Source organism: Mesorhizobium sp. M7A.F.Ca.MR.245.00.0.0 (assembly GCF_003997415.1).
In the GTDB taxonomy this organism is placed as follows: domain Bacteria; phylum Pseudomonadota; class Alphaproteobacteria; order Rhizobiales; family Rhizobiaceae; genus Mesorhizobium.
The window spans coordinates 24,861-46,854 of record NZ_RZTE01000049.1; the positions used below are offsets into that span (position 1 = coordinate 24,861).

A 21,994-nucleotide genomic window follows, 5' to 3' on the forward strand; every position below is an offset into this window, starting at 1 on the left:
TTTTCTGATACCAGCTGTTGATGAGTGCATGAGTAGGGGCGGGTTGTCTCATGATCTTCTATGTTTGCCATCGCTTGCATGCCTATACCCTGGCAAGCCTGCTACTCTATTTTCGAACAGATTTGCAGGGTTCTGTGCGCTTTGTCCCCTATGACGAACGGGAGCATCTGCTTGAGATCTCCAGAGGCACCGTTCTTTGGACGGATTTGGACCGACTGAGCGAAGCAGAGATTGAAGCATGCTCCAATCTCAGCCAGCGGATGAAGTCGCAGCAGCCTGATCTGTTTCAACTCAACCATCCCCGAAAAAGCCTTCAGCGTTTCGATCTATTGCGTATGCTGTTCGCGGACGGCATCAATGATTTCAATGTATACAGACCCGAAAGTCTGCCGGCGGGAATGCGTTTCCCTGTCTTTCTGCGTGACGAGACGGGCGCCGCTTATAAAGTGCCGCCGCTGTTGCAATCGCCGGTGGAACTCGGCCAGGCGCTCTCTGACCTGGGTACGATGAATTTTGTTCGCCCCATGGTGGTGGAGTTTGGAGCAAAGGCAGGTGCCGATGGCAGCTACCGGAAATACTCGGCATATCGGATCGGCGCGCGCAGTTATGCGCAACACTGCTTCGCCAGCAAGGAGTGGTTCATAAAGGTACAGGGAGGCGGCATGTCGCGGCGACATCGGGTCGAGCATACCGCCTTTGTGCGCGACAATCCGCATGCGGTAGAGCTGATGCCGATTTTCGAGAAGGCGGGGATCTCATATGGCAGGATCGACTACACCATTGTCGATGGTCGTATCCAGGTTTTCGAGATCAACACCAATCCCACTGTATTGAACGACCCGCCCACACCCTTCGACAGATACGATTCGTTGCCTTACGCCAACATGCATGCAGATGCCTTGGCACAGCTGCCATATGCTAACGATCCCCTATCCACTCCGGTTATCGATGAGACACATCTCCAGATCTTGGGCCGCCTGAAAAACAAGTACCGTCGCAGACGGATGAAGCTGACCGTTCGAAAGGGCTTCAGGTCTTTCCGGGACGCCATGTTCGGCGCCAAGCCTTGAGTTCTCGAACAAGAGCGCTGGGCAATATCGCACTGGCGATCGGCGCGCGGTGTGCCGCAATCTTTCGTGATTTGCCGATAGTTTGGCTTGGACATTATTTCGCCGGCCACGTAACAAATCAGCGCCGAGACGCGAAATTCGGGGGAGTGAACTCTTGTGAGCGGCAAGGACGAGGCCGAACTTTCCCGGCTGATGCGGGCCGCGATCGCGGGAGATGAAAGGGCTTACGCCGACTTTCTGCACCGGATTGCCGCGCTGGTTCGCGGTTTTGCCAGGCGCAAGATCGTGCAGGGCGGGGTCGATCCCGAGGATGTCGTGCAGGAAACCTTGCTGGCCATTCATGTAAAACGACATACTTGGCGTCAGGATGCGCCGGTGTTGCCGTGGATCTACGCGATCGCCCGCTTCAAGGTGATCGATGCGTTCCGGCGGCGAGGACGGCGCATCGAGATCGATGTCGACGATATCGCCGAGACGTTCGCCGAGCCGGAAACCGAGACCGTCAGCGAGCGAGACATCAACCGGGCATTGGACAGCCTGTCGCCGGCACAGCGCTCCGTGGTCTCGGCCGTGTCGGTGGAAGGGCGGTCCATCGGTGAGACGGCGGCGAAGTTCGGCATCAGCGAGACGGCGGTGCGTGTGTCGCTGCATCGCGGACTTGCCGCGATAGCCAAGCGATTCGGGCAGGGGCGGTTCGGGCGGGAATGACATGAGGACGGATGATCTCATCAAGGCGCTGGACGCCGACGCAAGCAGCAAGGCAATCCCGCTGCTATCGGCCTGGTGGCTGGCCGCCGGTGCGGGGGCGGTGATCGCGGCCGTCGTATTCCTGCTGACCATCGGCCCGCGCCCGGACTTCATGGCGGCCGCTCACACGATGCGCTTCCTCTCCAAATTCGTCTTCACCATCGTGCTGGCCGTCAGCGCCTTCGCCCTGATCCGCGCCTTGTCGACGCCGGGCGCCTCGACGGGCCGGGCAATGGCCTGGATGGCCGCGGCGCCCGTGCTGGTCGCCGTGGCGGTGCTTCTTGAGCTTTTCATGGTGCCGGAGGCGCTGTGGGGTACACGGATGGTCGGCTCCAACATGATGCTCTGCATGGGCTTTATCCCGCTGATCGGTATTGGCCCGCTTGCCATCTTCCTGTGGATGCTGCGCTATGGCGCGCCGACACGGCCGGTGCTTGCCGGTGCGGTGGCGGGTCTGCTCGCCGGCGGGCTGGCGGCAACCTTCTATGCCGCGCACTGCTTCGACGACTCGCCGCTTTTCGTCGCCACCTGGTACACGGCAGCGATCGCAGGGCTCGCATTGCTCGGTGCGCTCGGCGGACGGTTTTTCATACGCTGGTAGCGTTTCGCAACGATCGCGGACCCGTGCACCGATCCTTAATCATGCCGGCAATTGTTTGCCGGTTAGCGACCACGCCGGCATGCCGGACGCAACCTTTCCTTAAAATCGATCCGCCAAGGTTGATGCGAGAACATGCGTTTGCGCACGGGGGTGGCACGTATCGTGATGTGGCGAGGATTAACCAGCCGAAAATCTCTTGGGCATGCAGGGCTGGCGTTGCTCGTCGCCGGCCTGGGCGTGCTGGCGACCTCGATCCTGCTGTCGAGCCTGGATTTCGGCACCGAAGCGTTGAGGCTCTGCCTGCAGATCGCGGTGGCGGTGGCGGCGGGCGCGCTGTTCCTCGCCGCCCTGTCTATCCGCAGGATCAGCAGGGATCGCCAGCAGATCGCCGAGAGCGAGCTGCGCTTCCGCCGCGCCATGGAGGATTCGGCGATCGGCATCGTGGTTGTCGGTCTCGACGGTCGCATCCGCCAAACCAATCCGGCCTTCGCCGCCATGCTTGGCTACACAAGCGAAGAGATCGAGGCGCTGACTTTCTTCCAGATCACGCATCCCGACGATCTGCTGATCGGGCGGGAGACGATGGACGATCTGAAGGCGGGCACGGTCAATTCCTTCCACTTCGAGAAGCGTTATCTCAGGAAGGACGGAACGCCCGTCTGGGCTCATCTTGCCGGTTCGGTCATTCGCGATGAGACCAGCGGCCGCCCGCTCTATCTCGTTTCGCAAATCGAGAACATCGACGCGCGCAAGCAGGCCGAGGCGCGCATTGCCGAGGCGGAGACGCGTTGGAATTTCGCGCTCGCCGGTGCCGGCCAAGGCGTCTGGGACCTCGACATGCGCAAGGGGGGCACGACCTATTCCTCGACCTGGGTCAAGATGCTGGGCTATGCGGATGGCGAGCTCGATGGCGACACCGATCGCTGGCTGGAGATGATTCATCCCGACGATCGCGAGACTGTCGCCGAAGCGGATCGCGCTCATCTCGAGGGCAAGACACCGTTCTTTGAGGCCGAGTTCAGGATGCGCCACAAGGATGGCCACTGGATGTGGATACTCGACCGCGGCAAGGCTATCGAACGCGACGAGAATGGACGGCTGATCAGGGCCATCGGCAGCCTGACCGACATCACCCGTCGCAAGGAGGCCGAAGAGCGCCTTACTGTGTCGGCGGCAATGCTTGCCGACGAAAAGGAGCGGCTGAGGGTGACGCTGCAATCGATCGGCGATGCCGTCATCTGCACCGATGCCGCAAACCGTATCACCTTCATGAACCCGGTCGCCGAAAAGCTGACCGGGATTGCCGGCGGCGAGGCTCTCGGCAAGATGCTTGGCCATGTCTACTGGGCGGTCGACGAGGAGACGGGGCACAGGATCGGCGTCACCCGGCCCGCGGTTGGCGTTCATGCGCCCGCCGACCAGAACAGCCGCGCCGTCCTGATCCGGCGCGACGACACGCGCTGCAGCATCCGCCAGGTGGTGTCGCCGATCATCAACGAACGGAACGAATTCTGCGGGCTGGTCATCGTCTTCCAGGACTTTACCGATGCGCGCGCGCTGCAGCGCCAGCTGGCGCATGCCGCGGCACACGATGCGCTGACCGGCCTTGCCAACCGCTCGAGCTTCATCCGCGCCATGGAAGACCTGGTCGGCCAGGCGCGCAAGGACGGCACCGCCGACACGACGAAGTCGGTCGGAGGCGCCGGACATCAGTTCATGTTCATCGATCTCGACCACTTCAAACTGGTCAACGACACCGGCGGACACGCGGCGGGAGACGCGCTGCTGAAGCGGGTTGCCGAGGCGATTCGCGGCTTGCTTGGTCCAGACGATATCATCGCTCGCCTCGGCGGCGACGAATTCGCGGTCATTCTGAAATCGGGTTCGGCAGCCGGCGCCAAGATCGCGGCACGCTCCATCATCGATGCGATCGGCGGGCTGGACTTCACCTGGGACGGCCGTCCTCACGTGATCGGCGCCAGCATCGGACTGGCTGCGATCAATGCCAATTGCGGCGAGGTCGACGAGATCATCGCGAAAGCCGATGCGGCCTGCTATGCGGCCAAGGCGGCCGGCCGCGGCTGTGTCTCCGTGGCGTCCGACGCACGGATCGTGGAGGGCCGGACAGAGCCGCTGGCGGCGGCCTCCTGATCGAGCCTGTCAACCGCCGATCCGAAGGCTTGTCCCTGATTTGCGTCGACGATGCGCTCAGCGCGTCGGAACGGGATGCTCGCCACGATAGTCGTAGAAGCCGCGCCCGGTCTTGCGGCCGAGCCAGCCGGCCTCGACATATTTCACCAGCAGCGGGCAAGGGCGGTACTTGGAGTCCGACAGGCCGTCATGCAGCACCTGCATGATCGACAGGCAGGTATCGAGCCCGATGAAATCGGCCAACTGCAGCGGCCCCATCGGATGGTTGGCGCCGAGCCGCATGGCGGTGTCGATGGCGTCGACCGAGCCGACACCCTCATAGAGCGTGTAGATCGCCTCGTTGATCATCGGCAACAGGATGCGGTTGACGATGAAGGCCGGAAAATCCTCCGAGACCGTGATCGTCTTGTCGAGCTGCTTCACATAGGTCTTGGCCGCCTCGAAGGTCTGGTCCTCGGTGGCGATGCCGCGCACCAGCTCGACCAGCTTCATCAGCGGCACCGGGTTCATGAAATGTATGCCGATGAACCGCTCAGGCCGGTCGGTCTGCGCGGCAAGCCGCGTGATCGAGATCGACGAGGTGTTGGTCGCCAGGATGGCTTCGGGATTGAGCTGCGGACAAAGCTGGGCGTAGATCTTGCGCTTGACCGTCTCGTCCTCTGTCGCCGCCTCGATCACCAGATCCGCGCCGGCAAGATCGGCCATCGCGGGCGCGGCCGAAATGCGGCCCATCGCGTCGTTGCGCACCTTCTCGTCGAGCTTGCCGGACCCCACCTGGCGGGCCATGTTGCCGCTGATTGTGGCGATGCCTTTCTCGATGCGGTCGGGCGAAATATCGTAGATCAGCACCTTGTAGCCCGAAAGCGCGGAGACATGGGCGATGCCGCCGCCCATCTGGCCCGCGCCGATGATGCCGATCGTCTCGATCTTGCTCATTACACCGATCCCGTCAAAAGGCCTTTGCGGCCTGCTTTTTGTGCGGTGCAAACTAAAAGGGCGGGGCGACTTCGTCTACCCCACCCTCACCATTTAATACGCTTTGGCAGAAAGCGTCAAAGCGCCTTTTGCAGCTCCGGCAGAATGACGAAGAGATCGCCGACGAGGCCGTAGTCGGCAACCTGGAAAATCGGCGCCTCCTCGTCCTTGTTGATGGCGACGATGACCTTCGAATCCTTCATGCCGGCGAGATGCTGGATGGCGCCGGAGATGCCGACCGCGATGTAGAGATCAGGGGCGACGACCTTGCCGGTCTGGCCGACCTGCCAGTCGTTCGGCGCATAGCCGGCATCGACCGCGGCGCGGGAGGCGCCGACGGCGGCACCGAGCTTGTCGGCGACCGGCAGGATGACCTCCTGGAACTTCTCCGCCGAACCCAGCGCACGACCACCCGAGATGATGATCTTGGCCGAGGTCAGCTCCGGACGGTCGGTCTCGGAAAGCTTGTTCTCGACGAAGGTGGACAGGCCGGGATTGGCCGCGGCCTTGACGGTCTCGACCGCCGCCGAGCCGCCCTCGGGGGCTGCCTGGAACGAGGCTGTGCGCACCGTGATCACCTTCTTGGCGTCGCTCGACTGCACCGTCTGGATGGCGTTGCCGGCATAGATCGGCCGCTTGAAGGTGTCGGGCGATACGACTTCGATGATCTCGGACACCTGCGCGACATCGAGCAGCGCTGCGACTCGCGGCGCGACATTCTTGCCCGACGAGGTCGCCGGCGCGATGATGGTGTCGTAAGCGCCTGCCAACGATACGACCAGTGCTGCCGTCGGCTCGGCCAGGCGCTCGGCAAGTTCGTCTGCCTCGGCCAGCAGCACCTTGCTCACGCCCTTGAGCTTGGCGGCAGCGTCGGCTGCCGGCTTGGCGCCTTTGCCGGCAACCAGCACATGCACGTCCGAGCCGATCTGCAGCGCCGCCGACAGCGCCTTGGCGGTCTGGTCGGAAAGCGTTGCGTTGTCGTGTTCTGCGATGAGGAGAATAGCCATTTTTCTGTTCCTTTCCCGATCGCTTACAACACGCCGGCTTCGTTCTTGAGCTTGTCGACCAGCTCAGTGACGCTCTTGACCTTGACGCCTGCCTTGCGGCCGCTCGGCTCCTCGGTCTTGATGATCTTCAGCCGCGGCTTGACGTCGGCGCCGTAGTCGGCCGGGGTCTTCTCGTCGAGCTGCTTCTTCTTGGCCTTCATGATGTTGGGCAACGAGGCATAGCGCGGCTGGTTGAGGCGAAGGTCGGCGGTGACGATCACCGGCATCTTCAGTTCCACGGTCTGCAGGCCGCCGTCGACTTCGCGCGTCACCTTGGCCTTGTCGCCGTCGAGCACGATCTTGGAAGCGAAGGTGCCCTGCGCCCAACCAAGCAGTGCCGCCAGCATCTGGCCGGTCTGGTTGGAGTCGTCGTCGATGGCCTGCTTGCCGAGAATGACGAGGCCGGGCTGCTCGGCGTCGACGACGCCTTTCAGCACCTTGGCGACGCCGAGCGGCTCGGTCTGTTCCTCGGTCTTGACCAGGATGGCGCGGTCGGCGCCCATGGCGAGCGCGGTGCGCAGTGTTTCCTGCGCCTGCTGCGGGCCGATCGAGACGACGATGATTTCTTCAGCCTTGCCGGCTTCCTTCAGCCGGATTGCTTCTTCCACCGCGATTTCGTCAAACGGGTTCATCGCCATCTTGACGTTGGCGAGCTCCACCGCCGAACCATCAGCCTTCACGCGAACCTTGACGTTCGCATCCACAACCCGCTTCACGGGCACAAGGATCTTCATTTGCCTGTCACCTCTTCACGCTAGTTGGGCGCGCTATAACAGCCTGCGCCCGTTCTGAGTTGTCGAAAGCCGACATTCCTGACTGAATTTTGGCCGGATGGAATTCCGGCCGGATGGAAATTCTGGTGTTTGCCCGCCTTAGGTTGCGGCGGTGACGTTTCCGTAGTTGTGGCAACCCTGCACGTCAATACGCTGCAAGCCGCTCAAATCGGTTCAGTCCGAACTGGAAGCGTTTCCTCGCCCCCAGCGCGGCGTCGCGGCGGGCGGGTCGGGGATCAGCGGTTCCGTGGCAACCGGCGGTTGGTCGGGAGCGGTGGGCGCGACGTCCTCGTCGGCGCCGGCAAACAGCGGCACGCCGCGGCTGCGCAGGACGAGCACAAGAACGGCTCCGGCAATAATGCCGCCGATATGGCAGGCCCACGAAATCTGGTCCTCGCCGCCGGCGGCAAACATCACCACCTGGAACAGTAGCCACAAGATGAGCGGGATGAAGGCCGGGATGCGGAGCGGAATGCGGGCAAAGGCCAGCACCCAGACCTTCACCCTGGGATAAAGGATCAGATAGGCGACGACCACGCCGGCGATGGCGCCGGAGGCACCGATCAGCGGCGCCTGCGAATCCCAGGCGACGAGGCCCTGGAAAGCGGCGCCGGCGATCGCGCACAACAGGTAGAAGATGAGGTAGCGGATGTGGCCGAGCGCATCCTCGACATTGTCGCCGAACACCCACAGGAACAGCATGTTGCCGCCGAGATGGAAGATGTCTGCATGCAGGAAGGAATAGGTGAGATAGCTCAGGCTTTCGGGGATGACGATGAAACGGGGATCAAGCTCGGCGGTGTCATGGACGACCGACGGGATGAAGCCGAGGCCAAGCACGGCGGCATTGGAGAAACTCTCGCCGCCGAGCGCGGTGGCAAGGTAGACCAGGGCATTGACCACGATCAGCCCGATGGTCACATATTGCAGCCTGATGTGCCGCAGCCTGTTGGTGTCGTAAAGCGGGATGAACATTGCCCCAGGCCCTCTTCCGCTTTCGACAATCAGCGGTTCTTGCCGGGAACCCATAGCACGTCGGCGTTTCCGTTGTCATTGACCGCCCGGGCGGCGACAAACAGGAAATCCGAGACCCGGTTGATGTATTTCAAACCGTCGCGGTTGACGTGCTCGTCCGGATCCTGGGCAAGGGCCACGATCAGCCTTTCGGCCCGCCGCGCCACGGTGCGGGCAAGGTGAAGTGCCGCCGCTGCCGGCGTGCCGCCATTGAGCACGAAGGATTTGAGCGGCTGAAGCTCCTTGTTGAGAAGGTCGATGTCCTTTTCGACCCGGTCGGTCTGCACGGCGACGATCCGAAGCGGCTCATAGCCGAGCGGCTTGCCGTCGTCGGGCACGGCGAGATCGGCGCCGAGGTCGAACAGATCGTTCTGGATGCGGGAAAGCATGGCGTCGATCGCGGGATGGATCGCGGCCGTGTGGACCCGGGCGATGCCGATGCAGGCATTGGCTTCGTCGACCGTGCCGTAGGCGTCTACCCGCAGGTCGGATTTCAGCCGCCTCTCGCCGGTGCCGAGACCCGTGGTGCCATCATCGCCGGTGCGGGTGTAGATCTTGTTGAGCTTGACCATTTCGCCTCCCCGCCGACATCCCTCACTTGCGGGTGAAATACACCGCAAGCAGGATCAGCACCAGCGCCACGGCCTGCAGCATGACGCGCGCCTGCATCAGCTTGTTCGATGTGACGCCGGAGCCGCCGCGCATCATATTGATGAGGCCACGAACAAGCACGACCGCAACGGCGACCATGACCAGAATGGCGAGAATGTTGAAGACGGTTGCCATTGTTTCGTTCCAGTTGTTTTGGCGTTCAGGCGCGTTTGGCCATCAGGCGGTAAAGCATCGATGCCGGCAGGATGCGTTTGAGCACCGCACCGATCCTGGCCGGCAATGTTACCACATAGTGCGGTCGCGGGCGCCGCGACAGAAGTGCATGGCGCAGCGCCACATGAACCACTTCCGGCCCTGGCTTCAAGGCCGATTGGCTGCCGCCGGCCCGCAGCCGTTCGAGTTGCGCCGCATAGTCCACGCGGTGCACGGAATTTTCGTGGTCGATGTTGCTGAGAAACCAAATGAGGCCATTGCTGGCGATCTTCGACTTCACCGGCCCCGGCTCGATCAGCGAAACGTGGACGCCGCTGCCGGCCAGTTCCTGGCGCTGGCAGAGCATCAAGGCCTCCAGTGCATGCTTCGACGCGGAATAGGCGCCGCGAAAGCGCACCGGGACGAGGCCAAGGATCGACGAGCAATGGACGATGCGGCCCTGACCCTGGCGACGCATCACCGGCACCAGTCGGCGGGTCAAATCATGCCAGCCGAAGAAATTCGCCTCGAACTGCTGCTTGAGCGCCGCAACGGGCAGATCCTCGACGGCGCCCGGCTGGGCATAGGCGCCGTTGTTGAACAGGGCGTCGAGCCGGCCGCCGGTGCGGTCGAGCACCGCCGTCACCAGCGCGGCGATGGACTCCGGCTCGCAATAATCGAGATAGAAGGCCTCGATGCCGTCGGCTTCGAGCGCGGCGATGTCCTGCGGCTTGCGCGCCGTTGCGAACACCCGCCAGCCTTCTGCCTTCAACGCGCGGGCGCAGTACGCGCCTATTCCCGAAGACGCACCGGTGATGATAATCGAGCGCAACTTCTGCGCCGGACTGTTCGTGGTTTCGCCAAGGGTTGCCATTTGCCGCAATCCCTTCCCATATTCCTGGCGTGGAGACAATTGGAGGGTGCGGTTCTTGTTGCGGAAGATCGTAGCCCTCAAGCGGGTCCTCTACGACGCGCTTGGTCATTTCAATACCGATGACGGCTGGGCGATGGCCAGCCATCTGGCGATCACATCGCTGATGGCGCTGTTCCCGTTCCTGATCTTCGCGACGACGCTGGCGAGCTTCCTCGGCGCGCAGGCGTTCTCCGACACCGCCGTCCATCTGGTCTTCGACACCTGGCCCGAACAGATCGCCAAGCCGATCGCGCGCGAAGTGCTCAATGTGCTGACCGTCCGGCGCACCGACCTTTTGACCTATGGCGTGGTGCTTGCTGCCTATTTTGCATCGAACGGCATCGAGGCGCTGCGCACGTCGCTCAACCGCGCCTATCGCGTTTCGGAAACGCGCGGCATCATCTACCGCCGGGTGCAGAGCATCATCTTCGTTCTCATCGCCACGGCCGGTTTCCTGGCGATCAGCGTGCTCCTGGTGTTCGCGCCGCTGCTGGCGCGGATCGCCGAAGCCCATATCGACTGGATAAAGCCCTATATGGGCACCATCACGCTGTGGCGTTACGTAATCGCTTCGGCGGTCATTGTCGGCGGATTGTTTGCCGTGCATTTCTGGCTGCCGGCGGGCAAGCGCCGCTTCGTCTCGCTGGTGCCGGGCATCGTCTTCACGCTGGCGGCATGGCTTATCGGCTCGACCATCTTCGCCACCTATCTCGACCACTTTTCGTCCTACGTGACGACCTATGCCGGCCTGGCCTCGATCATGATCGCCGTGGTCTTCCTCTACATGGTATCGGCGATCTTTATCCTTGGCGGCGAGCTCAATGCCGCGATCAGCCGCTATCTGGAGGCACGTGCGCGGGTGGGATGAGCGGATGCCGGACGGAGAAGAGGAATTGAGGAACTGGAGAATTGAGGAATTGAGGAACCCGAATTCTTCAATTCTTCAATTCTCCAATTCCCTTCGTCTGCCGCGCCGTTGCCAGGCCAACGCCGAATGTGGTGATCGCCATGCCGGCAATCTGCAGCGCGTTGAGCTGTTCGTCGAAGAGTGCCCATGCGATGACCGCCGTCACCGCCGGCACCAGGTAGAACAGCGAGGCCACTTTCGACATCTCGCCGTCGCGGATCATGACCATCAGCAGGAAGATGGCGCCGAGCGACAGCACCAGCACCAGCCAGGCCATGGCGAAGATCAGTTCGCCATTGATGATGACCGTGTGGGTTTCGAAGGCGAGCGAGGCGAGGAGCATCAGCGAACCACCGCCGACATATTGCCACATGGTCGCCGCGACGAGGTCGCCGCCGGAGGCGAAGCGCTTCTGCCAGATGGTGCCGGCGCTCATGCCGAGTACCGAGACCAGCGAGGCGGTCAATGTCGCCGCGGTCACGCCGCCGCCCAGCGCGCCGAGCTTCGGCCACAGCACGATGACGATACCGATGAGGCCGATGCCAAGGCCAAGCCAGTGGCGCGGCAGGATCGCCTCGCCGAGGAACTTGCCGGCAAGCACCGCCGTGATCGGTGGCTGCAGGCCGACGATGAGGGCTGAAAAGCCGGCCGGCATGCCCCTGTGGATGGCCCAGAAGACGGCGCCGAGATAGACGCCATGCATCAGGATGCCGGCGCCGGTGGCATGCAGCGCCTCCTGGCGGGTGGCTCTTTTCGAGCCAAGCACAAGCATCAGGACGGCCAGCAGGATAGCAGCGAGGACGAAACGCGCGGCGAGGAAGGTGAACGGTTCCGCCCACGGCATGGCGTAGCGCGCACCGATGAAGCCGGTGGCCCACAAGACGACGAAGGTGGCGGGGATGAACCGCTTGATGCTGTGCATGTTCCGGAGGCCGCCGTACTGGGGAGAGTTGACCGTGGCGCTGCTCTAATGCGCTTCAACCCGATGCGCAAAGCGAAACCATTGATCCATACATCACTGAAATTCAACGGCCGGCGCATTTGGCAGGTGATCTCGCCTGGTCAAAGCCCGACCGTCCGTCTGATGTCATCAGGTGATGCGCCGGCATGACGCAGCGCGGCAAGACCGGTGTCACGGAGGCTCTTCGACAGCTTTCGGCCGTCGGGTCCGAGGATGAGGCGATGATGGAAATAGGCCGGTTGCGGCAGCCCCAGGAGTCGCTGCAGCAGGCGCTGCACGCCGGTGGCGGAAAACAGGTCCTGGCCGCGCACGACGTGGCTGACGCCTTGCAGCGCATCGTCCATGACGACGACGAGGTGGTAGCTGGTCGGGATGTCACGGCGCGCCAAGATCACGTCGCCCCAGTCCTGCGGGCGGGCTTCGACGGAGCGCGTCGTGGAAAGCGTCTCGTCGGAATACTCCGTCCAGGACAGGTCCTTGCCGACACGCGCCATGGCGGCCTCGACATCCAGCCGCCAGGCGAAGGGCGCATTCTCGACTATCCGCCGCTGACGTTCCTTCAGCGGCAGCGCCTTGTCCGCGGCGGGGTAGAGCGGCACGCCATCGGGATCGCGCGGCCAGTCGCGCCCACGCTTTTCGCTGTCGGTGATGAAGGCGCGGATCTCGCCACGGCTCATGAAGGCGGGGTAGACGAGTTCTTCCGCGATCAACCGCTCGAGCACCGCCTGGTATTCGGCGAAATGCTCGGACTGGCGGCGCACCGGCTCTTCCCAGCCAAGTCCCAGCCATTTCAGGTCGGCCAGTACGCCGGCCTCGAATTGCGGCGTGCAGCGCGTCGTGTCGATATCCTCGATGCGCAGCAGCAGGCGGCCGTGTGCCCGTGCCGCCAGCTTCTGGTTGAGCAGCGCCGAATAGGCGTGGCCGAGATGCAGGTCGCCGTTGGGGCTGGGCGCGAAGCGGAATGTCAGGAGTGTCATCTCTCAGGCGGCAATCATGTTTTGCGGCGCTTCGCCAATTGCTACCCTGTCGACGGTCGAGGAACAAGAAAGCATGCGCCGTATCGTGACATCAGACGACATTGCCCGGGGGCTCGATGCGCTTTGCGTGATCGACCCGCGCCTGGAAAAGGTGCGCGGCATGGCCGGCGAGGTGCCGCTGCGGCTGTCCGAGCCGGGGTTTCGAAGCCTGGCGTCGATCGTCGTCTCGCAACAAGTGTCCCGCGCCAGTGCCGACGCGATCTTCGGCCGGCTGACCAAGCTTGTCGATCCGCTGACGCCGCAGGCGATCCTGGCCGCCGGCGAGGACATGTTTCGCGAAGCCGGCCTGTCGCGGCCCAAACAGCGCGGCCTGATCGCTGTTGCCCAGGCCGTGGTCGACGGCCTCGACCTTCATCACCTCTGTTCGCTCGATGCCGAGGACGCGATCACGACGATGACGGCGGTGTCCGGCATCGGTCCGTGGACGGCGGAAGTGTATCTCTTATTCGCCGCCGGGCATCCCGACATCTTCCCCGCGCGCGACGTCGCGCTGCAGAGCGCGGTCGGCCACGCGCTCGGCATCGAGCCGCGTCCGCCGGAGAAAACCCTGATCGCATTGGCCGAATCATGGAGCCCGTGGCGAGGTGTCGCATCACGGCTTTTCTGGTCCTATTATCGCGAAACCAGAGGGCGGGACGCCGCGCCGCCGGCCTCAATCCGCAAAAAATCATAAAAATCATGCATTTTTGGCGCTTAGGCGACGCGACAATCCGCTTCACATCCCTGTCATGTCGGGCTTACAGTATCCGCGCCGTTCGGGTCTAGAACCAAGGAGGTGAACACGTGACGGTTGCCGTATCTCCGGATGGGCTTCCAGCACTGGTGCTGAATGCGGATTACCGTCCGCTCAGCTATTACCCCTTGTCGCTCTGGTCGTGGCAGGATGCCATCAAGGCGGTGTTCCTCGACCGGGTGAACATCGTCGCCGAATACGAGCACGCCGTCTCCTCGCCGACCTTCTCGATGAAGCTGCCGAGCGTGGTCAGCCTGAAGGCCTATGTGAAGCCGTCCAGGCACCCGGCCTTCACCCGCTTCAATGTCTTCCTGCGCGATCGCTTCCAGTGCCAGTATTGCGGCACGCCGGAGGATCTGACCTTCGATCACGTCATCCCCCGCCATCGCGGCGGCGCGACGACATGGGAGAATGTCGTTGCCGCCTGCTCGCCCTGCAATTTGAGGAAGGGCGGCATGATGCCCGCGCATGCCAAGATGTGGCCGCTGCAGAAGCCTTTCCAGCCGACGGTGCACGATCTGCACAACAATGGCCGCCTGTTCCCGCCCAACCATCTGCATGAGAGCTGGATGGATTATCTGTACTGGGATGTCGAACTCGAACCCTGAGATCGTTCGAAAATTCGGGAGGCTGGCCGTCTGGAGCAATTGTCTGCGCTTCCGATGCTCACGGACCAAATGTCCGCTCCGCTTCGGTTCTCGACAATCACTCCATACGACTCAGCCTGCCGAATTCTTGAACGATCTCGCGTCGGCGCCATCGCGCCCAAATCAGTCGCGGGTGAGGGCGCCGCGGAAGGCGACGGCGGCAAGGATCAGGCTGGCGATGGCGTTCCAGCCGGCCAGGGACAGGCCAAGGATGCGCAAGGCGGCTTTGTCGCAGGACGGCGGCACGAATTTGTCGAGCGCGTCGAGCACGCCCTTGCCGCCGGTGTCGACCGGCCCGGCGCCTGCGGTACAATCGGTCGGGCCGGCCCACCACTGCCATTCGACGCCGGAGTGGTAGACGCCGAGATAGAGGCCGTAGAGCATCAGGATGCCGCCGACGGCCAGCAGGCCGCGCGTCAGCCAGCTGGGTGCGTGCAGCATCGACGCAATCACCGCCAGCACCATCAGCGGCACGCCGATATAATAGGGCGTGCGCTGTTCTAGGCAGAGGTGGCAGGGGATGTAGCCGCCAAGATACTGGAAGCCGAGCGCCGAGCCGACGGTGGCGGCCATGGCGACGGCGAGGAACAAGGCGGTCAGCGTGCGCTGGCGTCCGGTGTCGGCATTCATGGTCGCTGTCATTTCAATCGGTCCGTCCGGCTCGCAATGGTTCTGTTCAGAACGCGTATTTGACCAGGATATAGAGCAAAATCAGGGCAGCCGCGCCGGCGCCGGCGATGAGGCCGAGGCGCTTTTCGATGAATTCGCGGATCGGTTCGCCATAATGGCGCAGCAGCCAGGCGAGCAGCAGGAAACGGCCACCGCGGGCCACGATCGCCAGCACCACGAACAACAGCAAATTGACGCCGATGACGCCGGACAGGATCGTCACCACCTTGATCGGCGGCAGGTGGGCAGCGCCCGACGTGATCAGCATCAGGACGATGAAGCCGACGCCTGCCCCCGCGCGCAGCGCTTCGAACTCGTCGTACTTGCCGTAGAATTCGAGGATCGGCCTCGCCACGGCGTCATAGGCGTAATGGCCGATGAACCAGCCGGCGATGCCGCCCAGCACCGAGGCGACGGTGGCGATCAGCGCGTAGCGGTAGGCGCGATCCGGCCGCGACAGCGCCATCGGCAGATAGAGCACGTCGGCCGGCACCAGGAACACCGAACTCTCGACGAAAGCGATGAAGGCCAGCCACCATTCGGCGGATTTGCGGGCCGCCAGCGACAAGGTCCAGTCGTAAAGTCCGCGAAGCATCGGCACTCCTAATGCGTGTCGTTCCATTGCGCAGGCAGGTTGGGGTTTAACGGCATGCACAGAACAAAGACCCAGAGCACGCCATCCGTCCCCGCAGACGTGCCGCGCTTTGATGCGCCGCCTGTCTAGAAAGATTTTCCGCGCTGCACAATGGCAGCCCCCTCACGAAATCGAAAGGCGCAGTTTGGTCGCATCTTGAGGGCGCCGGAGAATTGGCCAGTTGACGAACAGCCCTCCAACCGTATAGTCCCGCGCCATCCAGGCCGCCCGGCCTGAGCCCCTATGGCGGAATTGGTAGACGCGCTCGACTCAAAATCGAGTTCCGCAAGGAGTGCTGGTTCGATTCCGGCTAGGGGCACCATCCTACACTCTTCGAGCTTCGGGTGGGACAATTTAGCCTGTGTTTGTTTTGGGATCCGCTTGTGCGCGGCAGCGCCGGCGTTGCGTTCCCGGTTGGCCTTTTCGTGTATCGTGGTCTGCTGTTTCCCATGCTAACGCTTGCCGGCCCTTGTTCGCCTGCAAGTGCCCCTTCAGGCTGATCGGCGCTTTTCGCTCAACAAAACTCGCAGATGCGGTAACGCCGCATGCGCCACCGCCTTGGGTGGTTGTGTGAACATGCAAGGCGGTTCCGCGGCGCCTAGAAGGCAGGTCTTTTGCCAATCCAATGTAATGGACCAACAATCGCCGCAGACACGCGGGGCAATATTGATATTGTTCGGGTAGGCGTAATAGCCGATCGGCGTTGGACCGAAAACGACACAACACGGCGTCCCTACACAGCTTGCGATATGAACAAGCCCTCCCTCCATGTCGAAATGCATGGACGAGTTCGCAAGAACGGAGGTGATTTGCGGCTGTGTTGTCTTGGAAGAAAGGTTGTAGTCGGCCGAACTGAGGGTGCCTCCTACCACGCCGACTTGGACAACCGGAAGATCCGGCAACTGCGCCTTCACCTCCTTCACAACATCATCCAAGAACGGATAATCTCGCGTAGCTCGAGGGCGACCCGACTCCTCGTTGAAGGAATTATGGATGGTAATGTAGGGTTTATGGTCCAGTCCCAAGCTTTGAACCAAGGACGCATCCTCAGGTAGCGGATATTGATGGCCGCCAAAGGGCACACCGCTGACATGGTTCAGAAAGGTGTCTCGCCTCACATTCTGAAATTGGGCTACAAGTGCTGGATGAAAGTCCAAATGAGGATGCGCATCGATCGCATGCGAAAACATCTTCCGATACGGTGCGATGCTTTGCAGCATTGCTAAAAGCTCCGGCCACCGTTCGGCAGCGGCAGAACTCATGTGCACAAGATCTACGGTATGTGTGATCTGCAGGACAAGAATATATCGACGCGTGACCCACGTAAATACGCGTTTCGGAGCTTCAATGAAAGTTACATCCGGTAGAGGCTCGTAGAGCCAGCCCATTCCGCCCGTTACGGAATAGACGTCGATTTTTGCGTGGCCAAAGTGGCTCAGCAGATCGCGAATGAACCGGACGGCCACGATATGGTCGCCCATGCCGCCTGTTACACGAATAGCAATGCTGTCTCGTCGTTCTACATTGATCGCTAGATGAAGTGCTAACGCCGCATTCTTGAAGCCGTTGCGCGTCCTGCGTGACAAGCGCGTAAGGCCTCGATCTTGCCTACTCATGGCGATTCCTAAGCTTTGACGTTGAACATTCTTCCAAAAGGTATCTACGCCGCCGCCGCTCCAGATGCTATCCAAGGCATGGAGCGCTCGGCGACGCAATGGGTCGAGACGGGTCTGATGGCGAGGAGACCTGCGGCAGCCATATCATTTTTCATGGCTCGGAATCCTCGCTCTGGCAGGGATCAAGACGCTTGCTGAGGGCATCCACAGACACGACAACCATTGGAATGCACTCGACGTTTCGACGGCCTCGAGTTCGGTGTGCCAGAAGGGCGGCGGCGTCATGCCGATCACCAACACGTCCGTCGGCTCGAGTGGCCGCCTGCGTACCGATACATCTCAGCAGGCGGTCAAGACGCTTTGCGCGTCCCGCCCGTGGGGCCGCCGTCATTGGCCGCGCCGATCTCCCCAGCCGCCAGCAATTCGTCGAATGTCCGTTCGAGATCGGCATTGTCATCGGCTGCCGGTCCGTTGGGGGGATCCTGGCGTGTCAGCGTTTCCAGCCTTTGGTGAAGCTGGCGGTTTTCATCGCGGCAACGGGCATGCGCGAGTTCGTCGGTCATGCCGCGCAAGCGGAGATCGGCGAGTTGGACCTTCACCGCGCCATAGTCTCGGCGCGCCGCGTCGCGCTCCTGGCGCAACGTCGCGATCTCGGCTTCCGAGGTTTGGCCCCGATACTCGGCCACGTCCTCGGCGCGCTGCCCGACCCTCGGCGTTGCGCGGACCACGCTTTGATCGGCGGCGCTGCGCTGGAGCGAGCGCAACCTCTTTTCAAGTTCGACGGCCCGCTCCTGCGCGGCGGCGGCGCAATCACCGAGAACGCCGCGCTGATGCTCGAGCGTGGACAGCCGCACCTGCAGGTCCTGCTGCACCAGCATCTGCGCAGACAGTTTGCCGGTCAGTCTTTCGTTGTGGAGCCGGTCATCCGCGACCTTGGAACGAAGCAGCATGGTGGCCTGTTGCAAGCTTGCGAGCCGCCATGCAACGTCCTCACGCGCCTGCTCGGCGGCTTGCCTGGCGATGATCTCGTCGCGAAGTTGCCCCGACACGCGCGCCAGGTTCCGGCCCAGACGCTCGACCTCGACATTCGCTTCGAGGAACCGCGTTGCGCGCTGGCCGGCATGCCTGTCCGCTTGCGCAATGGTCTGCCGTGCCCTGTTGAGTTGGACCTCCAGGTCGGCGATTGTCTTGCTCGCGATCGATAGCTCGCGCGATTTTCGCCCAAGCTCTTTCGAGGTGCGATCCTGCAAGCGCTGCAGCTTCGCCACCTCTTCCTGCAATTCCCATTTGTCGGTATCGGGAGCGTCGGCATCGTGCGTTTGCGCATCAAGCCTGCCCACATCGTGGTCAACCAACGACCACGCCAAGTCGTCAACGGCACGTGGATCCAGCCTGTCGTCGGACAAGGGCGAGGAGCCGCGCATGGCGCGGGCCTGGCTCGAGCCCGTCCGGGCCGAAGTCGAGCCGAGGGAGGCGGCCAGCGTGTCTGACTGGGCCAATCCGGTCACGGGCTCCTCTTCGAAGAGAGGCAAAGCTTGATAGGTTGCGGCTCGAATGCTTCGAATCAGTTCGTCGAAGTCTTCGTCGGCCCTTCGGACAACGGCGCTATCCTCCGCACTGATGTGCCGGGCGCCGTTGGCCTCATGATTCAGCGACATTTCTCTCTCATCGCTACCGAATCACTAGATTATCGTGAATTAAGAACAAGAATGCGAGTAGGTTTTATCGGCTTTCACTGGGAATTTCTGCGGGAAATCTCGTTTTTTTAAAAGCAGAGATCAATATTCGCGTTTGCCTGCTGGCAGCCGAAGTAAACTCCCGGTCACCCACCCGTCAAATATTGCAGCGAAGATGTGCCATTCTCCAGAACGCACCCTGCCTTTTCTCAGCGCCGCCCCAACAGGCTCTTCATGCGGTTGCGCAGCAGGCGGGCCATGTTGCGGGTTTCGCGGTAGAGGTGCAGTTGCGAGGCGGCCTGGCGGGTGAGGCGGTCGGCGTCCGGCGCCAGGCCGATCACCAGCGTGCCCATCGGCTTGCGCTCCGCCCACAGCCGGCTCATCACCGGATGGTCGGGCACCGCGCAGGAATCGGTCATCATGATGTTGGGATCGTCGAGATGCTGCCTGGTCACCTCGATCATCAGCAGCGTGCCGGGCGAATAGCTGGCCAGCGTCTCGTCATAGGCCGTCTTCCAGGTATAGGCGATGCCGGCTTCGACGAAGACGATCAGGCAGGCGATGGTGCGGCCGTCGAGCGTCAGCGAATGGATGCGGCACATGTCCTGTTCGGCCAGCCGGTGCACGGCTTCGCGGGCGAAGGCGGCGCGGAAGCGGTCGATCGCCATGGCGGTGCGTTCGCGGCCTTTCCAGCCGGCCGCTTCCAGCGACAGGAAGCCTTCGATGGCATGGCGGATGTCTTCGGGGCCGCGCGCCACGACATGCTCAAGCTTGCCAAGGTCGCCAAGGCGCCGCTTCAGGCGGCGGAACTCGCGATAATGGTGCGCGCGCAGCGAGGCCTTCAGATAATCGTCTCCATCGAGCTCGCTCTCCAGCGCCGGGCGCTGGATCTGGCCGGTGGTGACCAGCGTCAGGCCGCGCGCCTCGGCCACGGTGGCAAGCAGGCTCGCCACCGGGCCATCGAGCCGGACATCGGCCAGGACGAAGACTTTCGGCAGCTTGAGGTGCGGGCGCGACAGCATCGAGAAGAAGTCTTCGACGACGCCGACAGGATCGTCGCGGTCGACCAGCGGCGTGCCGAGCGGACCGAACGGGCTCGACCATGTGCGCATGACCGGCACGCCGAGCGGCACCACCGGCCGTTCCACCGAGAACGGCACCAGAAGGCGCAGCCGGTTGCGGTATTCGTCGCCGTCGCGGATGACCGCCAGCCGCACCTCGCGGTCCTCCAGCCGCGGCATGGCGGGCGCCAGGAAACGCGGGTTGAAGAACACGTTGGGCTCGACCGTGCGGGCGCAGAGATAATCCAGCTCCTCGACCAGGTCGAAGCCGGCCGATGCCGGATAGATGGCGAGCTTGCGCTCGGGCCGGTTGTTGGCGAGGATTTCAATGTGAGCGGGGTCGGCGTCGCGGGTCAGTCCGGCAAGGCCAGACACCATCGCGCCGGCAGTGCCGCCGCTGGTTTCCTCAAGCAACGGGATGGCAGCCATCACGCGGCTCCTTTCGGGGCTAAGAAGATGAGCATGGCGATGCCGAGCTTGCGCCACACCGTGAAGGAGAGCGCGCCGGCTTCGAAGATCATGGCAAAGGCGGTGGCCATTGCCGCGCCCCACAGGCCGAACATCGGGATGAGCACCACATTGAGGGCGATGTTGAAGGCCAGCGTCATGGCATAGACGGCAGCACAGATGTTCTGGTTGCCGCTCATCGTCAGCAGGCTTTCGCAGGGGCCGACGGCGGCCCGCGCCACGACGCCGAAGACAAGCAGGAACAGCAACGGATAGCCTGATGTGAATTCAGGGCCGAACAGCACCAGCATCGGCTCGCCGAGCGCCAGCACCAGCAGGGCCATCAAGAGCGATGGCCAGAACGTCCACGACACCGTCTCGCGGGCGAAGGCGGCAAGCCTTTGCGGGTCGCCATGGGTGAACTGCGCATAGCGCTGGGCAACGCCGGCCTTGACGGCGAAGTAGACGAAATGCACCAGCGCCAGCGTCTTCACGGTGGCGAAATAAACGGCGACGTCGTTGGGATCCATATAGGCGCCGACCATCAGCACATCGGCATTGGTCAGCAGGAAGAAGAAGCTCTCGACCAGGAAGATCGGCAGCGAGACGACGAACCATTGCGCGAAATGGACCTTTATCGGCCCCGCCGGGATCTGCCGTTCCATGCGCTGGGTGACACCGACCAGTTGTCCCAGCGTAGTGACGTAAGTGGCGGCGATCGAGGCGAAGATGGCGGTCCTGGCATCGGGTGCGTAGCCCACGAACAGCATCAGCGCCATGAACAGCAGGATCAGCACGGGCCGCACCAGATAGGTCGGCGACAGGGCAAACAGCGCCCAGCTGTTGGCGCGTGCCAGGCCCGACAAAAGGTCGGACATGGCGATCATCGGCAGGCAGATGACGCCGAGGATGAACGGGATCACATAGTAGCTTTCGATCCAGGGTGCCGCCAGCCAGACGCCGAGCGCGCCGAGCCCGGCGATCAGCGTCGAGGCGATCAGCACGAACAGACGGCTGGCCAGCACGATACCGCGCAGCTCATCCATCAAGCCGCGCTCGCGGTATTCGGGAATGTAGCGGATGACGGAGGTGTGGAAGCCCAGGCAGGCGAGGTTTCCGACGATGACCATCGTCACCCAGACGAGGACGAAGATGCCGTATTCGAACGAGCCCATCCAGCGTGCCATCAGCACCTGGCTGATGAAGGCGATGACAGCGCTGACGATGCGGATGGAGAAGGCGATGACCGACATGCGGCTCGCCTCGCCGCGCTCGTCGGCGGTGAACAGCACGGCATCGATGCGGCCAAGCAACGGCCCCATGCGCAGCGCCCAACGCTGCGGCAAGAACCGCCCGGCAGTCGTGGCCGCGGAAAAGCGCACCCCGATTTCTCTCCGTTTTCCGCTTCTTTTTCAGGCGTTGGTGTAGCGGAGACACATTAAGAAAACGTGGGTGGGGAGCCCCCTTCGCCCCGTCACTATACGGGGAGAAGGTGCCGGCAGGCGGATGAGG

22 protein-coding genes and 1 tRNA gene are annotated in these 21,994 nt (G+C 62.7%); 8 read left to right on the forward strand and 15 right to left on the reverse strand.

Annotation, left to right across the window (positions count from 1 at the left end):
- Positions 1-50: 50 nt before the first annotated feature.
- From EOB80_RS30165 to EOB80_RS30180, 4 genes are all read left to right on the forward strand, one after another.
- Positions 51-1,070: a hypothetical protein gene (locus EOB80_RS30165; RefSeq protein WP_127331578.1), complete on the forward strand. Its 1,020-nt coding sequence runs from the start codon at positions 51-53 to the stop codon at positions 1,068-1,070.
- Positions 1,071-1,226: 156 nt separating this feature from the next.
- Positions 1,227-1,778 (forward strand): sigma-70 family RNA polymerase sigma factor, encoded by a 552-nt coding sequence (locus EOB80_RS30170; protein ID WP_127271203.1) that lies wholly within the window; start codon positions 1,227-1,229, stop codon positions 1,776-1,778.
- A 1-nt stretch (position 1,779) separates the two neighbouring features.
- Positions 1,780-2,418 carry an NrsF family protein gene (locus EOB80_RS30175; RefSeq protein WP_127331580.1) on the forward strand — a complete coding sequence of 213 codons (639 nt, stop codon included), beginning with the start codon at positions 1,780-1,782 and terminating at the stop codon, positions 2,416-2,418.
- A 216-nt stretch (positions 2,419-2,634) separates the two neighbouring features.
- The gene (locus EOB80_RS30180; RefSeq protein WP_245466475.1) at positions 2,635-4,569 is read left to right on the forward strand and encodes a PAS domain S-box protein; all 1,935 of its coding nucleotides are present in this window, start codon (positions 2,635-2,637) and stop codon (positions 4,567-4,569) included.
- A 57-nt stretch (positions 4,570-4,626) separates the two neighbouring features.
- Here the strand turns inward: EOB80_RS30180 and EOB80_RS30185 are convergent, their stop codons facing one another.
- The 7 genes from EOB80_RS30185 to EOB80_RS30215 form a co-directional block, all read right to left on the reverse strand.
- The gene (locus tag EOB80_RS30185) at positions 4,627-5,505 is read right to left on the reverse strand and encodes a 3-hydroxybutyryl-CoA dehydrogenase (RefSeq protein ID WP_013529423.1); all 879 of its coding nucleotides are present in this window, start codon (positions 5,503-5,505) and stop codon (positions 4,627-4,629) included.
- 116 nt (positions 5,506-5,621) lie between these two features.
- Positions 5,622-6,551 (reverse strand): electron transfer flavoprotein subunit alpha/FixB family protein, encoded by a 930-nt coding sequence (locus EOB80_RS30190; RefSeq protein ID WP_127273233.1) that lies wholly within the window; start codon positions 6,549-6,551, stop codon positions 5,622-5,624.
- Between the two features lie 23 nt (positions 6,552-6,574).
- Positions 6,575-7,324: an electron transfer flavoprotein subunit beta/FixA family protein gene (locus tag EOB80_RS30195; protein WP_127331584.1), complete on the reverse strand. Its 750-nt coding sequence runs from the start codon at positions 7,322-7,324 to the stop codon at positions 6,575-6,577.
- A 213-nt stretch (positions 7,325-7,537) separates the two neighbouring features.
- Positions 7,538-8,338, reverse strand: coding sequence for a rhomboid family intramembrane serine protease (locus EOB80_RS30200; RefSeq protein WP_127331586.1), 801 nt, complete (start codon positions 8,336-8,338; stop codon positions 7,538-7,540).
- A gap of 29 nt (positions 8,339-8,367) precedes the next feature.
- Complete coding sequence (locus tag EOB80_RS30205) at positions 8,368-8,949, reverse strand: cob(I)yrinic acid a,c-diamide adenosyltransferase (protein WP_127270629.1); 582 nt, start codon at positions 8,947-8,949, stop codon at positions 8,368-8,370.
- Between the two features lie 22 nt (positions 8,950-8,971).
- Positions 8,972-9,163, reverse strand: coding sequence for a twin transmembrane helix small protein (locus tag EOB80_RS30210; protein WP_013529428.1), 192 nt, complete (start codon positions 9,161-9,163; stop codon positions 8,972-8,974).
- 25 nt (positions 9,164-9,188) lie between these two features.
- Positions 9,189-10,055, reverse strand: coding sequence for an SDR family oxidoreductase (locus EOB80_RS30215; protein WP_127331588.1), 867 nt, complete (start codon positions 10,053-10,055; stop codon positions 9,189-9,191).
- Between the two features lie 55 nt (positions 10,056-10,110).
- Here EOB80_RS30215 and EOB80_RS30220 point away from each other — a divergent pair, with 55 nt between their 5' ends.
- Entirely contained in the window at positions 10,111-10,962 is an 852-nt protein-coding gene (locus EOB80_RS30220; RefSeq protein WP_127270626.1) for a YihY/virulence factor BrkB family protein, read from the forward strand.
- A gap of 67 nt (positions 10,963-11,029) precedes the next feature.
- On the opposite strand, the gene EOB80_RS30225 is transcribed toward EOB80_RS30220, so the two are convergent.
- A complete protein-coding gene (locus EOB80_RS30225) occupies positions 11,030-11,923 on the reverse strand; it encodes a DMT family transporter (RefSeq protein WP_127331590.1) in 894 nt (297 codons plus the stop codon).
- 140 nt (positions 11,924-12,063) lie between these two features.
- A complete protein-coding gene (gene gluQRS / locus EOB80_RS30230; RefSeq protein ID WP_127331592.1) occupies positions 12,064-12,939 on the reverse strand; it encodes a tRNA glutamyl-Q(34) synthetase GluQRS in 876 nt (291 codons plus the stop codon).
- 73 nt (positions 12,940-13,012) lie between these two features.
- Here gluQRS and EOB80_RS30235 point away from each other — a divergent pair, with 73 nt between their 5' ends.
- On the forward strand, positions 13,013-13,672 hold the full coding sequence (locus EOB80_RS30235) for a DNA-3-methyladenine glycosylase (RefSeq protein ID WP_127331594.1): 660 nt from the start codon (positions 13,013-13,015) through the stop codon (positions 13,670-13,672).
- 110 nt (positions 13,673-13,782) lie between these two features.
- Entirely contained in the window at positions 13,783-14,340 is a 558-nt protein-coding gene (locus EOB80_RS30240) for an HNH endonuclease (RefSeq protein ID WP_006328497.1), read from the forward strand.
- Between the two features lie 162 nt (positions 14,341-14,502).
- Here EOB80_RS30240 and EOB80_RS30245 read toward each other — a convergent pair whose 3' ends face one another.
- Both EOB80_RS30245 and EOB80_RS30250 read right to left on the reverse strand, forming a co-directional pair.
- On the reverse strand, positions 14,503-15,021 hold the full coding sequence (locus tag EOB80_RS30245) for a disulfide bond formation protein B (RefSeq protein ID WP_013529434.1): 519 nt from the start codon (positions 15,019-15,021) through the stop codon (positions 14,503-14,505).
- Positions 15,022-15,055: 34 nt separating this feature from the next.
- Entirely contained in the window at positions 15,056-15,643 is a 588-nt protein-coding gene (locus tag EOB80_RS30250) for a YqaA family protein (RefSeq protein WP_023811139.1), read from the reverse strand.
- A gap of 276 nt (positions 15,644-15,919) precedes the next feature.
- On the opposite strand from EOB80_RS30250, the gene EOB80_RS30255 reads away from it, so the two are divergent.
- A tRNA-Leu gene (locus tag EOB80_RS30255) sits at positions 15,920-16,004 on the forward strand.
- A 169-nt stretch (positions 16,005-16,173) separates the two neighbouring features.
- Here EOB80_RS30255 and EOB80_RS30260 read toward each other — a convergent pair.
- The 4 genes from EOB80_RS30260 to EOB80_RS30275 all read right to left on the reverse strand — a co-directional run bounded on the left by EOB80_RS30260 (position 16,174) and on the right by EOB80_RS30275 (position 21,864).
- Positions 16,174-17,373, reverse strand: coding sequence for a hypothetical protein (locus EOB80_RS30260; protein ID WP_127331596.1), 1,200 nt, complete (start codon positions 17,371-17,373; stop codon positions 16,174-16,176).
- Between the two features lie 275 nt (positions 17,374-17,648).
- A complete protein-coding gene (locus EOB80_RS30265; RefSeq protein ID WP_127331598.1) occupies positions 17,649-18,956 on the reverse strand; it encodes a hypothetical protein in 1,308 nt (435 codons plus the stop codon).
- A gap of 227 nt (positions 18,957-19,183) precedes the next feature.
- Entirely contained in the window at positions 19,184-20,464 is a 1,281-nt protein-coding gene (locus EOB80_RS30270; protein WP_127272362.1) for a GNAT family N-acetyltransferase, read from the reverse strand.
- The gene (locus EOB80_RS30275; RefSeq protein WP_127331600.1) at positions 20,464-21,864 is read right to left on the reverse strand and encodes a lipopolysaccharide biosynthesis protein; all 1,401 of its coding nucleotides are present in this window, start codon (positions 21,862-21,864) and stop codon (positions 20,464-20,466) included. The genes EOB80_RS30270 and EOB80_RS30275 overlap by 1 nt, the downstream gene beginning before the upstream one ends.
- Between the last annotated feature and the right edge of the window lie 130 nt (positions 21,865-21,994).

What these genes read in the sequence shown, in the direction of transcription:
- EOB80_RS30225 (WP_127331590.1), bottom strand. Translation starts at nt 11,923, where the DNA reads ATGCACAGCATCAAGCGGTTCATCCCCGCCACCTTCGTCGTCTTGTGG.
- EOB80_RS30265 (WP_127331598.1), bottom strand. Translation starts at nt 18,956, where the DNA reads ATGTCGCTGAATCATGAGGCCAACGGCGCCCGGCACATCAGTGCGGAG.
- EOB80_RS30245 (WP_013529434.1), bottom strand. Translation starts at nt 15,021, where the DNA reads ATGACAGCGACCATGAATGCCGACACCGGACGCCAGCGCACGCTGACC.
- EOB80_RS30195 (WP_127331584.1), bottom strand. Translation starts at nt 7,324, where the DNA reads ATGAAGATCCTTGTGCCCGTGAAGCGGGTTGTGGATGCGAACGTCAAG.
- EOB80_RS30250 (WP_023811139.1), bottom strand. Translation starts at nt 15,643, where the DNA reads ATGCTTCGCGGACTTTACGACTGGACCTTGTCGCTGGCGGCCCGCAAA.
- EOB80_RS30205 (WP_127270629.1), bottom strand. Translation starts at nt 8,949, where the DNA reads ATGGTCAAGCTCAACAAGATCTACACCCGCACCGGCGATGATGGCACC.
- EOB80_RS30175 (WP_127331580.1), top strand. Translation starts at nt 1,780, where the DNA reads ATGAGGACGGATGATCTCATCAAGGCGCTGGACGCCGACGCAAGCAGC.
- EOB80_RS30185 (WP_013529423.1), bottom strand. Translation starts at nt 5,505, where the DNA reads ATGAGCAAGATCGAGACGATCGGCATCATCGGCGCGGGCCAGATGGGC.
- EOB80_RS30200 (WP_127331586.1), bottom strand. Translation starts at nt 8,338, where the DNA reads ATGTTCATCCCGCTTTACGACACCAACAGGCTGCGGCACATCAGGCTG.
- EOB80_RS30190 (WP_127273233.1), bottom strand. Translation starts at nt 6,551, where the DNA reads ATGGCTATTCTCCTCATCGCAGAACACGACAACGCAACGCTTTCCGAC.
- EOB80_RS30270 (WP_127272362.1), bottom strand. Translation starts at nt 20,464, where the DNA reads ATGGCTGCCATCCCGTTGCTTGAGGAAACCAGCGGCGGCACTGCCGGC.
- EOB80_RS30210 (WP_013529428.1), bottom strand. Translation starts at nt 9,163, where the DNA reads ATGGCAACCGTCTTCAACATTCTCGCCATTCTGGTCATGGTCGCCGTT.
- EOB80_RS30235 (WP_127331594.1), top strand. Translation starts at nt 13,013, where the DNA reads ATGCGCCGTATCGTGACATCAGACGACATTGCCCGGGGGCTCGATGCG.
- gluQRS (WP_127331592.1), bottom strand. Translation starts at nt 12,939, where the DNA reads ATGACACTCCTGACATTCCGCTTCGCGCCCAGCCCCAACGGCGACCTG.
- EOB80_RS30215 (WP_127331588.1), bottom strand. Translation starts at nt 10,055, where the DNA reads ATGGCAACCCTTGGCGAAACCACGAACAGTCCGGCGCAGAAGTTGCGC.
- EOB80_RS30165 (WP_127331578.1), top strand. Translation starts at nt 51, where the DNA reads ATGATCTTCTATGTTTGCCATCGCTTGCATGCCTATACCCTGGCAAGC.